15 protein-coding genes and 1 tRNA gene are annotated in these 13697 nt (G+C 62.2%); 11 read left to right on the top strand and 5 right to left on the bottom strand.

Annotated features, from left to right (window positions below; genetic code table 11):
- Positions 1 to 64: 64 nt before the first annotated feature.
- From J7392_RS12445 to J7392_RS12430, 4 genes are all read right to left on the bottom strand, one after another.
- A complete protein-coding gene (locus J7392_RS12445; RefSeq protein ID WP_209217811.1) occupies positions 65 to 478 on the bottom strand; it encodes a cytochrome c in 414 nt (137 codons plus the stop codon).
- 21 nt (positions 479 to 499) lie between these two features.
- Entirely contained in the window at positions 500 to 1354 is an 855-nt protein-coding gene (locus J7392_RS12440) for a universal stress protein (RefSeq protein ID WP_209217810.1), read from the bottom strand.
- Positions 1355 to 1511: 157 nt separating this feature from the next.
- Positions 1512 to 3452 (bottom strand): TonB-dependent receptor, encoded by a 1941-nt coding sequence (locus J7392_RS12435; protein WP_209217809.1) that lies wholly within the window; start codon positions 3450 to 3452, stop codon positions 1512 to 1514.
- A 264-nt stretch (positions 3453 to 3716) separates the two neighbouring features.
- Positions 3717 to 3806, bottom strand: a tRNA-Ser gene (locus J7392_RS12430).
- A 145-nt stretch (positions 3807 to 3951) separates the two neighbouring features.
- Between J7392_RS12430 and J7392_RS12425 the strand changes: the two genes are divergently transcribed.
- From J7392_RS12425 to J7392_RS12390, 8 genes are all read left to right on the top strand, one after another.
- Positions 3952 to 4794, top strand: a complete 843-nt coding sequence (locus J7392_RS12425; RefSeq protein WP_247744563.1) for a DUF2059 domain-containing protein — start codon at positions 3952 to 3954, stop codon at positions 4792 to 4794.
- On the top strand, positions 4794 to 5603 hold the full coding sequence (locus J7392_RS12420) for a DUF2059 domain-containing protein (RefSeq protein ID WP_209217808.1): 810 nt from the start codon (positions 4794 to 4796) through the stop codon (positions 5601 to 5603). The genes J7392_RS12425 and J7392_RS12420 overlap by 1 nt, the downstream gene beginning before the upstream one ends.
- 206 nt (positions 5604 to 5809) lie before the next feature.
- A complete protein-coding gene (locus J7392_RS12415) occupies positions 5810 to 6496 on the top strand; it encodes a 50S ribosomal protein L21 (RefSeq protein WP_067262097.1) in 687 nt (228 codons plus the stop codon).
- A 12-nt stretch (positions 6497 to 6508) separates the two neighbouring features.
- On the top strand, positions 6509 to 6778 hold the full coding sequence (gene rpmA / locus J7392_RS12410) for a 50S ribosomal protein L27 (protein ID WP_067262095.1): 270 nt from the start codon (positions 6509 to 6511) through the stop codon (positions 6776 to 6778).
- A gap of 296 nt (positions 6779 to 7074) precedes the next feature.
- Positions 7075 to 7611: a GNAT family N-acetyltransferase gene (locus tag J7392_RS12405; protein WP_067262104.1), complete on the top strand. Its 537-nt coding sequence runs from the start codon at positions 7075 to 7077 to the stop codon at positions 7609 to 7611.
- Positions 7612 to 7641: 30 nt separating this feature from the next.
- Positions 7642 to 8676, top strand: coding sequence for a GTPase ObgE (gene obgE, locus J7392_RS12400; protein ID WP_209217807.1), 1035 nt, complete (start codon positions 7642 to 7644; stop codon positions 8674 to 8676).
- Positions 8664 to 9770 (top strand): glutamate 5-kinase, encoded by a 1107-nt coding sequence (gene proB / locus J7392_RS12395; RefSeq protein ID WP_209217806.1) that lies wholly within the window; start codon positions 8664 to 8666, stop codon positions 9768 to 9770. The genes obgE and proB overlap by 13 nt, the downstream gene beginning before the upstream one ends.
- Positions 9771 to 9798: 28 nt before the next feature.
- Positions 9799 to 11064 (top strand): glutamate-5-semialdehyde dehydrogenase, encoded by a 1266-nt coding sequence (locus tag J7392_RS12390; protein ID WP_209217805.1) that lies wholly within the window; start codon positions 9799 to 9801, stop codon positions 11062 to 11064.
- A 3-nt stretch (positions 11065 to 11067) separates the two neighbouring features.
- On the opposite strand, the gene J7392_RS12385 is transcribed toward J7392_RS12390, so the two are convergent.
- Positions 11068 to 11670 (bottom strand): histidine phosphotransferase family protein, encoded by a 603-nt coding sequence (locus tag J7392_RS12385; protein ID WP_209217804.1) that lies wholly within the window; start codon positions 11668 to 11670, stop codon positions 11068 to 11070.
- A gap of 29 nt (positions 11671 to 11699) precedes the next feature.
- On the opposite strand from J7392_RS12385, the gene J7392_RS12380 reads away from it, so the two are divergent.
- From J7392_RS12380 to J7392_RS12370, 3 genes are all read left to right on the top strand, one after another.
- A complete protein-coding gene (locus J7392_RS12380; protein WP_067262087.1) occupies positions 11700 to 11885 on the top strand; it encodes a DUF3553 domain-containing protein in 186 nt (61 codons plus the stop codon).
- A 148-nt stretch (positions 11886 to 12033) separates the two neighbouring features.
- Positions 12034 to 12792, top strand: coding sequence for a GNAT family N-acyltransferase (locus J7392_RS12375; RefSeq protein ID WP_209217803.1), 759 nt, complete (start codon positions 12034 to 12036; stop codon positions 12790 to 12792).
- Positions 12789 to 13637 carry a lysophospholipid acyltransferase family protein gene (locus J7392_RS12370; protein WP_209217802.1) on the top strand — a complete coding sequence of 283 codons (849 nt, stop codon included), beginning with the start codon at positions 12789 to 12791 and terminating at the stop codon, positions 13635 to 13637. The genes J7392_RS12375 and J7392_RS12370 overlap by 4 nt, the downstream gene beginning before the upstream one ends.
- The last annotated feature ends 60 nt before the right edge of the window (positions 13638 to 13697 follow it).

The following is a 13697-nucleotide window of genomic DNA, read 5'->3' as shown; positions in this document are numbered from 1 at the left end:
AGAGACAGATGCGGGGCGGGGGCGCGCTAAGTGCCCGAGGGCTGCCTCCCGAACCACGTCGGCCCTACCACTGGATCGCTTCCAGATAGTCGAGCAGATTGGCGAAATCGGTTTCCAGCACCTCCCCATCCGCGCCGCCATTGGGATAGACGTGGCGCAGGCCCACCGCGGAAAAGTCCGGCATGGGTGAGGCGGGGTCGTCTTTTGCAAGCTGGCCCATGACAAAGCGGCTGACAAACTCGCGCGGGAAGTAGCCGTCATTGCGCTGTTTCAGCCCGGCCAAATCCGGCGGCACCACATCCAGATGCAAGGACATCGGACCGCCCCCTTCGCCCTGCGCCCCGTGGCAGGCGGCGCATTCCTTGGCATAGACCCGCTGCCCCGCGCGCACCCGGTCGGTGTCGTCAGGGGACCCCTCAGAACAGGCAGAGAGGAGGGCGCAGGATAGCCCGGCGAGGGCAGCGAGGTGAGGGCGCATAGGGGGTCCTTTCGATGGGCGTTAGTGCGACAGAAGCACAGGAAAGGCGCTTTGTTCAATCAGGCTGCGGGTCGTACCGCCAAAAACCATCTCGCGCAGGCGGGAGTGGTCATAGGCGCCCATGACGATCAGATCGGCCCCGGTTTCTTTGGCGCGTTTCAGGATGGCGGTGCCAATGTCCTCGCCTCCGCTGGCATATTGCTGCACGGCCACGTTGCAGCCTTGGTGTGTCAGCCAAGCGGCGACATCGGTGCCCGGGTTCTCCCCATCATAGGCCGAGATCGAGACCGGATCGAAAAGCGCCACGGTCACTTCGCGCGCATTGCGCAGGATCGGCAGAGCGGCGCGGATCGCCCGCGTGGCGGGAATGCCCGCTTTCCATGCGACGAAGACCGATTGCGGGGTCAAAGCCAGTTTGGCCTGCGCGGTGTTGAGCAGAACCGGCACGGCGGACTCGAAAAGGGCGGCATGCACGATGTCCTTGAACAGGCGCTTGTCCTCGCGCAGGTCCGTGCCAATATGCACCGCGTCACAGGTCAGCCCCGCCCGCGCCACCGTGTTGCGCAAGGCCGAGGCATCGCCACAGACCGCGCGCACATCCGCGCTGGCGCCTTGGTCGGTGAGATACTGGGAAAATTCCGCGCGCTGTTTTTCGACCGCTTCGCGGGCCGCGTCGACATCCGCCTGCCAGCCCGCCGGGAGGGAATAGGTGCTGAGTTCGCCCACCCCCATCGAATAGACCGGGACGGCAGGGGTTTCGCTGAGCAGAAGAACGATCAGATGCGCGCCCTGGGTCTGCGCCTCGCGGGCGAGGGCCTCAAGCTGATTGGGCCGGGCATCGACCCCCAGAACGACTGTGATGGTGGCATTTTGCATGGCGACGCTCCTCATGTGACCACGGCCATTATGGGGCGGGCCGGAGCGGCTGCATTGATCTGGATCAAGCGGGAGGAGGACTGCGGAAAGAACCGTAGGCGGCATGCGCCGGAAAAGGGTATCGCCCCCGCACAAAGGGGGGCGATACCTGCGTCACTTAAAAACTGATCGACGCGGTCAGGCTGACAGTGCGGCCCGGTTCGGTCAAGGGCACCACATTGGCAAGCCCAAGCCCATCGGAACTGCGGCTTGCATAGGTCGCGTCGAACAGGTTCTGCACGTCCATGCGCACGTTCAGGTTCTCCATCCGCCGCGGTTTGTATTCCGCGTAGAGATTGACCACCTCGTAACCGTCGAGCGACACATCGGTATCGTCGTTCTCCAAGGCGATCTGCGCGGTCGCGCCGATGCGCCATTCCTCGGTCACGTCATAGCCCGCTTCGAAGCCAAAGATATGGCCGACCGGGCGGCCAAGGTAATAGGCGGTCGTGGCGGTTGTCGCGTCGTTGGTTTGCACATCGGCATAGGTGTAGTTCAAGGTCGCGAAGCCGCGCGCGCCGGTATAGGTGACCGACCCGTCGAAACCGCGCGATGTCAGATCGTCCACAGCACCGCGTGCGCCGCTCGAGGGCAGAACGGCGTTGATGTCTTCGATCTCAGTGTCGAAGAGCGCGCCTTTGACCGCCCAAGGGCCACTGTCGTAGCGCAGGCCCAAACGCACCGCATTGGCGCGCGAGGTGGTGAAGCCGTCATAATTCCACGGGGTGCGGAAGTTGACCAATGCAGCCTCGCCCAACTCATAACCGCCCCAGCTGGAGGCAGCGCCGGCGTTGAGGGTCCATTGATCGTTCAAGACGTAATCGACCGAGCCGTTGACGCTGGCGCCGCTGGCGTCGAAATCGCTCCCATCCGCGCCTTCGAAGGACGCCCAGTCATAGCGCCCGCCGTAGGATACGGAGATGCGGTCCGACAGATCCTGCCGTGCCTGCGCGAAGATACCGATGTTGCTAAGCTCTTCGCGGCCGCTCGAACTGCGCGGGCTGACCGTGTTGTCATAGCCTTCGGCGCTTTCGTCAAAGAAATCGACACCGGCATTGACGCTGCCGTTGCGGAGCGTGAAGTCGTTGCTGAGTACACCGCTGAGGCTTTTGTTCACACCATAGAGCGAGCCTACGTCCATCGCCTGCTCGTTGTAGCTGAGCTGCGCATAGGGCGCCCAGATGCCCGATGGGTTCTCGTCCTCATAGGTCAGCGTATAGGAGGTGCGCTGCGACAGCGCTTCGTAAAGCACCGTGTCGCGTCCGATCACATCGGCAAAGTCGGGGCGGATGAAGCCACCCTGAGACGCGCGCAGGCCATTGTCGGTTGTCTCAGACGCCGAAAAGCTCAGACGTTTGCCGCTTTGCGAGGTATAGGCGAATTTCGCGATATAGTCGGTCAGGTCCGCCCGCGTGCCGGTGATGGTGCTGCCCGAGCCGTCATCATAATCGTCGCCCGTCGCCCGGGTGCCGCTCAGCAGATATTCAAAGCCGTCGTTCTGCCCGAAGAGGGTCAGGGTATTGCGGAACCCTTGGCCATTGCTGCCATAGGACAGCGTGTAGCGACCTCCAAAGGGATCGTCCCCGTCCAGCAGGTCGCGGGCGTCTTTGGTGGTATAGGCGATAGAGCCCGCCAGCGCGTTTGGCCCCTGATCCGCCGGGGCAAGCCCCGCGCTGACCTCAACGGATTTCAGCAAGGCCGGATCCAGCAGGACGTTGCCGGTATGGTGGAAGGCCGATTTGTTCTGACGTGCGCCATCGATGGTGACGGAAAGCAGGCTTTCTTCGATCCCGTTCACATAGACCTTCTGCGCGATCGGCGCGCCGCCGCTGGCGGTGATCGCGGATTCGCCGGCAAAGACATCGGCCACGGTGGCCGGGTTGCGCTGTTCGATTTCGGTTTCGGTGATCTCGTCATTGCCCAAAACAGCCTGAGCGGCTGAGGTCTGAATGCGCAGCACGCCAAGATCGAAGGCGGTGTCGTCTTGCGCATAGGCGAGAGTGGCGGTCGAGCACATCAGCCAAGAGAGCGCGACGCGCTTGGCGGTAGTGGTTTTCATTTTATTGTCCCTTGTAGAAATCCTTGGCTGGCTGGGACTCATGAAACCGCTTGCTTGCTCTGCGCGGATAGTTGCGACAATCCGCCGAAATGTTCAAGGCGCGGATTTGGTTAATGCGGGAGGGGGGGGGGTGGGGGGGGTATTTCTACGCGGGTGCCTGGTCTTTAAGCAGACCGGTTTGGAGGACGGCGACGTCGCGGTTTGCGCGGCGACTGACTAGCGTCTTCGTATCGGGGGAAATAAGCACCACGCCCAAGGCGTTAGTGGCGGAGAGACAGGGATTCGAACCCTGGGAACCCGTGAAGGCTCAACGGTTTTCGAGACCGCCCCGTTCGACCACTCCGGCACCTCTCCGCGGGGGTCTGGGGGGTCCGTTTAGTCGCCTTTTCCAGCAGTGGCAAGAGGGGTTTTGCGCATCAAGTGAAAGTTTGGGGATTTTCATTGCGCCGAGGCTGGTAGAGCCTAAGTTTAAAGGCAGAATTCTGCGAAAGGACCGCCCATGTTTCGCCAAAACCGAATGATTGCAGCCCCCTTTGTCATGGCGTTGATGCTGCTCGTCGCGCTTGCCCTGCCGCTGCGGGCGGCGGATCGCGGCGCGTTGGAGCGGTTTTTGGAGGTGACCGGCTTTGACGTGGCGTTGGAGAGCGTTCGCCTCTCCGCCGATTCCGCGCCTGAGATGTTGGGGCTGCAAAGCGAGGATTTCGGCTCGGAGTGGTCACGGCTGGTGCGCGATGTCTTTGACACCGAGTTGATGCACGACATGGCGATGGATATCCTTGCCGAGACGCTCAGCGATGACCTGTTGGATCATGCCGCCGGGTTCTATGCCTCCGATCTGGGCCAGCGTTTGGTGGCGGTCGAGAACAAAGCGCATATGGCTGAGGATGACGGGCTGAAGGCCGAGAGCGGTGCCGCCATCATCGCGGGGCTTGAGCGGATCGGCTCCCCCCGGTTGGAGACCCTGCGGCGCTTGAACGTGGCCAGCGATGTCGAGGAAATCTCGGTTCGGGCCATTCAAGAGGTGCAGATCCGCTTCCTTCTGGCCGCCGCGGCGGCCGGGGTGATCGAATTGCAGATGGAAGAGCCGGACCTGCGCGGGGCGATGCGGGCGCAGGCGGATGAGCTGGGCGCGCAGATCGCCGCCAACGCGCTGGCCAACGCCGCCTATACCTATCAATCCTTCTCGGACGAAGACCTTGCCGCCTATGCTGAGGCGTTGGAGCATCCCAAGATGCAGCAAGTCTATACGCTGATGAACGCCGTTCAATATGAGATCATGGCCAACCGGTTTGAGGCCGTGGCCGCGCGGCTTGCGGCCATGCAGCCCAGTCAGGACATCTGATGCGGGCTTGGGTTTTCGCGCCGCTTTTGTGGCTTCTGGCGCTACCTGCTTGGGCCGATGCGCGGATGACCGTGCTGGTCGATCTGTTGGAGCTTCGGCAAGCGGCGGTGATCCTCAGCGACGAAGGGCAGGCCCATGCGGAGGTGCTGAACCAAGACATGCTGGGCGGGCAGGGCGGCCCAGCCTGGCAGATGCAGGTCGAAAGCATCCACGACCCCGAGCGTATGGTCGAAATGGTCCGCCGCGCCTTAGAAGAGACGATGACGGCGGAGGAGGTCGAAAAGGCCATCGCCTTCTATTCCACCGAACTGGGGAGTCGGATCGTCGGGCTGGAGAATGCCGCCCGCGCCGCCATCGCCGAGCCTGAAGTCGAGCAGATTGCGCGGGCCAACTATGGGGTGCTGGCGGGGGACGGTGATCCCCGGGTGGCTTTGATCCGCCGGTTGATCGACGCTTCCGATATGATCGACCGCAATGTTGGTACGGCGCTCAACAGCAATTTCCAATTCCTGCGCGGCATGCGCGATGGCGGCGCGCTGGAGGACAGTGATGAAGACCTCTTGGCCGATGTTGGCGCCGATCTGGATGCGGTGACCGAAGACACCTCCGTCTGGTTGCACGCCTATATGCTGCTGGCCTATCACCCTTTGGCCAATGCCGAAATCGCACAATATGCGGCCTTTGCCGAGACACCGGCAGGCCGGGCGCTCAACCGCGGGCTTTTCGACGGGTTCGGCCGGGCCTATGAGGATATCTCCTACGGGCTGGGGCGTGCGCTGGCGCTGAACATGGTGGCCGAAAGCCTCTGACAGGCCCAAGGGGTGGGGCCAAGAAAACCTACTTGACTTGCCGCGCTATTCCGAAGATAAGCCCGCATCCCGGCGGGTAATCCGTTTTCGGGATTGTTTTTTAATGACGCCCCATGGGCGCGCTGTTCGAGGCGGATTGGCCGGAGAGCCATCCACAAACTCCCAAGCGGGGGCCACAGAACGCGGATGACAGAAAAGGAAGACGCATGTTTGCGGTCATCAAGACAGGCGGCAAGCAATACAAGGTTCAAGCAGGCGATATGCTGCGCGTTGAACGTATTGCGGCCAATGCTGGCGAAACAGTCCAGTTCAACGAAGTTCTGATGCTGGGCGGCGACAGCCCCGTGCTCGGCGCGCCCACGGTCAAAGACGCAGGCGTTCAGGCCGAAGTCGTCGATCAGATCAAAGGCGAAAAGGTCATCAACTTCGTCAAGCGCCGCCGGAAGCACTCTTCCAAGCGCACCAAGGGTCACCGTCAGAAGCTGACGCTGGTCAAGATCACCGACATCCTCGCCTCCGGCGCAGAGAAGTCGGGCGTGTCCGAAGCTGTCGGCACAGGCTCCGTGAGCGCCGCCGCCGTGGCTGCCATCACCGGCAAGACCGATGAGGCTGCGCAGATCAAGAAGGCCAAGAAGGCGAAAGCCACCAAGGCCGCTCCGAAAGCCGAGAAAGCCGACCAGATGTCGGAAGCCGGCGCGGACGACCTGAAGGCGCTGAGCGGCGTTGGCCCCGCACTTGAGAAAAAGCTGCACGAAGCGGGCATCACCTCCTTCGCTCAAATCGCAGCATGGACCGAAGCGGATATCGCTGAAGTTGACGAGAAACTGTCTTTCAAAGGCCGTATTCAGCGTGAAGGCTGGGTCGAACAGGCCAAAGAAAAGACCAAAGGCTAAGGAGAGACCGAGATGGCACATAAAAAAGCAGGCGGTTCATCCCGTAACGGGCGCGACTCAGCTGGTCGTCGCCTTGGCGTGAAAAAATACGGCGGCGAAGCCGTCATCCCCGGCAACATCATCGTGCGTCAGCGCGGCACCAAGTTTTGGCCTGCCGAAGGCGTTGGCATGGGCAAGGATCATACGATCTTTGCAACCGTCGACGGCGCTGTGACCTTCCACAAGGGTCTGAAAAACCGCACGTTCATTTCGGTTCTGCCACGCGCGGAGGCCGCTGAATAAGCCGTACCCCAAAGGGTTTGAAAAAATCAGGGATCGGCGATACCGCCGGTCCCTTTTTCTTTTTCGGGAAAACCCCCAATGTTCTTGTTTTCCAGTTCAGGGCCCATTGGCCGGCCGGGCCGTTTCTCCGCTCTTTGCGGAACGCGGCTGAATTTTGATAAAGTCGTTACATTCGGCAGGGAGGAATATGTCGAATGTGTCAACGCCTCGGCGCGCGGGTTACGCGCGATCGGGGCAGGGGCGGCCCGTCTGGCCAAAGGCCCCCAATCCAGTCTGTTCGGAGGAGGAACATGACGATGCAGTTGGAAGCGATTGTGAACCAACCCCTTATTGAGACAGAGCGGTTTGACCTGCGCCCGGTGCGCCGGTCCGACATGGGCATGATTGAGATGTATGCCAGCGACCCAAGGGTCGCCAATGCCACATCCTCTATCCCGCATCCGCTGCCGCCCGGCAGTGTTGAGGCCTATGTCACCCGCGCCATGTCTGATGACCGTGAAGAAGACGTCTGGGTCATGGACGGCACCCGCGCGGACAGTTCCGAAGTGATGGGCGTGATCTCTCTCACCCGGCTGGACCGCAACCAATCCGAAATCGGCTATTGGGTGGCACCGGCGTTCTGGAACACGCATCTTGCCTCTGACGCGGTGCAGGCTTTGGTAAACGCCAACCCCTTGGGCAATGACGCGCTTTTTGCCTCTGTCTTCCATGACAACCCGGCGTCGGCCAAGGTGCTGACCAATGCGGGCTTTGTCTATCTCGGCGACGCGGAAACCTATTGCTTGGCCCGCGATGCTGCCGTACCCACATGGACCTATAGCCGCAAGCTGTAGCTCCGTTTCCCGTGCCTGAAAGGCAAGACCATGAAGTTTCTCGACCTGTGCAAAGTCTACATCCGATCCGGCGCCGGGGGCGGCGGCTGTGTGTCGTTCCGGCGTGAGAAATATATCGAATATGGTGGCCCGGATGGCGGCGATGGCGGCACCGGCGGCTCGGTCTGGGCCGAGGCGGTCGATGGGCTAAACACGCTGATCGACTTTCGCTATCAGCAACACTTCTTTGCCAAGAACGGCCAGCCCGGCATGGGCAAACAGCGCACCGGTAAGGACGGCGAGGATATCATCCTGCGGGTGCCCGTGGGCACGGAGATCCTTGATGAGGATCAGGAGACCGTCATCGCCGATCTGACCGAGCTTGGCCAGCGCGTGCAGCTTGCGCGCGGCGGTAATGGCGGCTGGGGCAACCTGCACTTCAAATCCGCCACCAACCAAGCCCCCCGCCGCTCGAACCCCGGGCAGGAAGGGGTGGAGCGGACGCTTTGGCTGCGGCTCAAGCTGATCGCCGACGTCGGCTTGCTGGGCCTGCCCAACGCGGGCAAGTCGACGTTCCTTGCAAGCACGTCGAACGCGCGGCCCAAGATTGCCGATTACCCATTCACCACGTTGCACCCAAACCTTGGCGTGGTCGGTGTCGATAACACCGAATTCGTCGTGGCGGATATTCCCGGCCTCATCGAAGGCGCCTCCGAAGGGCGGGGTCTGGGCGATCTTTTCCTTGGCCACGTCGAGCGTTGCGCGGTGTTGTTGCACCTCATCGACGGGACTTCCGAAACCGTGGCGGAGGATTACCACACCATCATCGGAGAGCTGGAAGCCTATGGTGGCGATCTGGCGGAAAAGCCGCGTGTCACTGTGTTGAACAAAGTTGATGCATTGGATGAGGAAGAACGCGCAAGTCGTTTGAAAGAATTGGAAAAAGCTTTCGGCGGCAGCGTGATGATGATGTCCAGTGTGGCTGGCGAAGGCGTGACGGAAGTATTGCGCACCCTGCGCCAGAACATTGACGAAGATCGGCTGCGGTTCCGCAGCACCGAGGAAGAGACACCTTGGCAACCCTAAGCACCGCCCGCCGTGTCGTCATCAAGATCGGCTCCGCCCTTCTGGTGGACCGCGATAGCGGCAATCTGCGCCGGGACTGGCTGACCGGATTGGCGCAAGATGTCTTGTGGCTCAAGAGCTTAGGCTGCGATGTTGTGCTGGTGTCCTCGGGCTCCATCGCACTTGGCCGGGGTGTTCTGGGCCTCCCGCCGACCGTCTTGGCTCTGGAACAGGCGCAGGCCGCCGCGGCGGTGGGGCAAATCCGCCTTGCCCGGGCCTATGAAGAGGTGCTGGCCCCCCATGGCATCACCACCGCGCAGGTTCTGGTAACGCTGGAGGACAGCGCCAACCGCCGGCGCTACCTCAACAGCCGCGCGACCTTGGAGCAGCTGCTCTCGCTCGGCGTCGTGCCCATCGTAAATGAGAATGACACGATCGCGACTGATGAAATCCGCTTTGGCGACAATGACCGTCTCGCTGCGCAGATTGCGGTGACGGTGGGCGCGGATCAGTTGATTTTGCTCTCCGATGTGGATGGTTTCTACAGTGCCAACCCTTCGCAGGACCCCACCGCGAAACGTTACGATGTGATCGAGAGCATCACGCCCGAGATCGAGGCGATGGCCGGAGATGCCGGGTCGGGCCTGTCCAAAGGTGGCATGAAAACCAAGTTGATGGCCGCGCGGACGGCGACAACGGCGGGCTGTGCGATGGCGATCACCGATGGGTTCGTCATGCGCCCGCTCACCGCGCTCGAAGGTGGGGCGAATGCCACCTGGTTCAGCGCGCAGAGTGATCCACAGGCCGCGCGCAAGCGCTGGATCGCGGCGATGAAACCGCGCGGGGCGGTGACCTTGGACGCCGGAGCCGTGGCGGCATTGGCGCGGGGCACATCCCTCTTGCCAGCCGGGGTGACCTCCGTTGAGGGGCGTTTTGAACGGGGCGACAGCATCGCCATGTATGATCCCGCCGGTCATGCGGTGGGCCACGGTCTCAGCCGCTATTCGGCGGAGGAGATCGGGCAAATCAAGGGCCACAAGAGCGCGGAGATCGAGGCGCTTTTGGGCTATCCCGGGCGGGCGGCTTTGATCCATCGCGACGATATGGCGCTCTAAGAGAAGACGAAGACAGGGGCATAAGGCTATGAACGACATCGAGAATATCTCTGAGCTGATGGCCGATATCGGCGCCCGCGCCCGTGCAGCGGCAGCGCAACTGGCAACCGTCACGGCCGAGAGGAAACACGCCGCCCTGATCAGCGCTGCCGATGCGGTCTGGAAAAACCGGGCCGAGATCATCGCTGCCAATGAGCAAGACCTCGCCTTTGGCCGCGACAAGGGGCTGTCGGATGCCATGATGGACCGGCTGATGCTGAACGAAGAGCGTATTCGCGGCATGGTCGACGGGCTGCGGTCGGTCGCGGAACAGGTCGATCCGGTGGGCGAGGTGATCGCTGAATGGGACCAGCCCTCGGGCCTTAACATTCAGCGGGTGCGGACGCCGCTTGGCGTGATCGGCGTGATCTATGAATCGCGCCCCAACGTGACGGCGGATGCGGGCGCGCTTTGTCTCAAAGCGGGCAATGCGGTGATCCTGCGCGGCGGGTCGGAAAGCTTTCATTCATCGCGTGCCATCCACGCCTGCCTGCAACAAGGGTTGCGGGATGCGGGCATGCCGGAAGACGCGGTGCAGCTGGTGCCGACACGCGACCGGGCGGCGGTGCGTGAGATGCTGACGATGACCGATACCATCGACGTGATCGTGCCGCGCGGCGGGAAGGGGCTTGTCGGCTTGGTCCAGCGTGAGGCGCGGGTGCCGGTCTTTGCCCATCTGGAAGGCATCGTGCACATCTATATCGACGCCGAGACGGATCCCGAAAAAGCGCTAAAGGTCGTGCTGAACGCCAAGACACGGCGGACGGGCATTTGCGGTGCGGCGGAATGTCTTTTGATCCATGAGGATGTCGCCAAGACCATTGGCAACGGTGTGATCCGGGCGCTGATCGACGCGGGCGTCGAAGTGCGCGCCGATGCGGCCTTGCAGAATGTCCCCGGCACGGTCCCGGCTAGCGATGCGGATTGGGGGCAAGAATACCTCGATATGATCGTCGCCGCGCGGGTCGTCCCCAATCTTGACGCTGCGATGGCGCATATTCGCGAGTATGGATCGGGCCATACCGATTGCATTCTAACCGAGAATGCCGAGACCGCCGCGGCGTTCTTTAATGGACTGGATTCGGCGATCCTGATGCATAACGCCTCGACCCAATTCGCGGATGGGGGAGAGTTCGGCATGGGCGCAGAGATCGGTATCGCCACGGGCAAGCTTCATGCCCGCGGCCCCGTTGGCGCGGCGCAGTTGACGAGCTTCAAATACCTCGTGCGTGGCGAGGGAACCGTGCGCGGCTGACCTTTAGTAAGACAGGGTCAGTGCCGTATCACTGTTGTCGAGCGTGATTTCTTTCCCCTGTGCTTCGGCCAGCATTGGCAAAAGCGCGAATTGAACCTGCGCGGGCTGTAGCGGCCTGTCCGGCCCGGGCTGTGTCAGCAGCGCCCAAAGTTCAGGGTCTATCGCGATTTTGTCAGCCTCGGCCTGTAGGGACCAATGGCCTGCCTCTTCGACGATGGTGATCCGCCCGCCGTGGTGCAGGGCCGTTTCGATACAGAGCAGCGCGAGGAAGGCCATCCGCACGCAGTTGCGCGATTGGGGGCTTGTGACCTGCCAATCAACCTCAACCCGCGAGGCGGCATAGAGATCACGTAGGATCGAAGTCACCTCGTTCTGGCCCATGGTCTGATCGCCCGCGGCCCCAAAGGCGATGCGGAAAAAGCGGATCCGGGCCGAAGCGCTTTCGACGCTTTGACCGATCAAGGCAAGCTCAGGCCCCGGGGCGGCCCCGGTGCCCGCCATCTGAAGCAGTTCAAGCCCGTTGTTGATGGCCCCGATTGGCGATATCAAGTCGTGGCAAATGCGGCTGCCGATCAGGGTGGGCAGGTCAATGTTAAGCTGGCCCATGGTGGCCCCTTGGAATGATTGGAAATGGCATGGATGATCTGAACGCGCTGCTGACGCCGGGCATGTTGGTGATGCATCCGCAGCATCCCGAATGGGGCACGGGCCAAGTGCAAAGCAATATCGGCGGCAAAGTGACGGTCAACTTTCGTGACCAAGGCAAAGTGGTCATAGACAGCTTTCGTTTAGAATTAATGCCGGTCTTTGATGAGGGATGACCCTTTCCAAATCCTTAATGGTGGAAGAAAATTTTCTTAAAGCAACCTTAGGGAGAGTAACCGATTTCCGCTTTCCCCGCAACTGTTGCGCCCGCGCAGCCGATTGCCTATCAGGCGGAGACTTTCATTTCGGGCATAGGATTGGCCGATGCCACGGGGCGTAGCAGCAGATTTTCAGGTCAGATTGGCGCAGACGGAGGTGGATGTGCAGGCGGCACAGCGGCTGCGGTACGACGTTTTCGTGCGCGAGTTGGGCGGCGGTGGGCCGATGGTCGATCATGCCGCCGGCTTGGAGCGGGACCGGTTCGATCCCTACTTTGACCATCTGCTTTTGACCGACCGGCGCAGCGGTAAATTGGCGGGCGTCTACCGGGTGATGCGGGGCGATATGGCCGCGCGGGCAGGGGGCTTCTATTCGGCGGCGGAGTACGATCTGGCGCCGCTTGTCCAGTCGGGGCGTAAGCTGTTGGAATTGGGGCGCTCTTGCCTTGACCCCGCCTATCGCGGTGGCACGGCGATGCACCACCTTTGGGCCGCGCTTGCAGGCTATGTTGCCGAACATGAGATCGAGGTTCTCTTTGGCGTGGCGAGCTTTCATGGCACCGACACCGCGGCTTTGGCCGAGCCGCTTTCGCTTTTGCATCACCGGCATCTGGCACCGCCCGAACTGCGCGTCCGCGCGCGCGAATATGCGCCCATGGACCTGATCCCCGAGGTCGAGTTGGACCGGCGCAAGGCCATGCTGGCGGTGCCGAGCCTGATCAAAGCCTACCTACGGCTGGGCGGCACCGTGGGCGAGGGGGCCTATATCGACCGCGCCTTCAACACCACGGATGTTTGCCTGATCCTTGATACGAAACAGATGAGCGCGCGGCAGATGCGGTTCTATGGCGGGGGCGCTGCATGAGCACGACTTGGGACAGCGACCAGCCGCCGCCAGAGCGGCGTTTGACGCTTGCAGGGATGCTGCGCGTCATGCTGCGCGGCGCGGTCTTGGCGCTTTTGGTTTTCGGCGGGTTACTGGTCTTGCTGCTGCTGCGCTTGGTCGAGCGGCCAATTTTTGGCCTGCATCGGCCCATCACCCCCCATATCACGCAGATGGTATGCCGCGCGGCGTTCTGGGTGCTGGGCATGCGCTTTATCCGCCGCGGCACCCCGATGGAACGGCGCGGCGCGGTGGTGGCCAACCATACCTCATGGCTTGATATCTTCGCGCTGAATGCGGCCAAACGGATTTATTTCGTCTCCAAATCCGAGGTGGCGGGCTGGCCCGGCATCGGCTGGCTGGCGCGGGCGACGGGCACCGTCTTTATCCGCCGCGACCGGGCCGAGGCGCGCAACCAGACAGAGGTGTTTCGGACCCGCCTCTTGGCCGGGCATAAGCTGCTGTTTTTCCCCGAGGGCACCAGCACCGACGGGCTGCAAGTGCTCTCCTTCAAGACCACGCTGTTCGAGGCTTTCTTTGACCCGGCCTTGCGGGACGAGATCGCGGTGCAGCCGGTCAGCGTCATCTACCACGCGCCGCAGGGTGAAGATCCGCGCTTCTATGGCTGGTGGGGGGATATGTCCTTTGGCGCGCATCTGCTGACGACGCTGGCCGCGGCTCGGCAGGGCGCGGTCGAGGTGGTCTATCACCCGCCGCTGCCGGTGGCGGAATACACCGGGCGCAAGGGGCTGGCGCAACGCTGCGAGGCGATCGTGCGCGCGGGCCATGCCCAGACAGGTGGTGATGGCGGGTCGGGCCTGCAATAAGCCCCTTGCGCTGCGCCGCGCGCTGGCCTATATGCGCCCCACTTGAACCCGCAGTCGGGG

Origin of the sequence: Sulfitobacter sp. R18_1, assembly GCF_017743915.1 — a bacterium.
In the GTDB taxonomy this organism is placed as follows: domain Bacteria; phylum Pseudomonadota; class Alphaproteobacteria; order Rhodobacterales; family Rhodobacteraceae; genus Sulfitobacter; species Sulfitobacter faviae.
The sequence above is the reverse complement of the archived record's forward strand: the minus strand, read 5'-3'. Positions and strand labels throughout refer to the sequence as shown.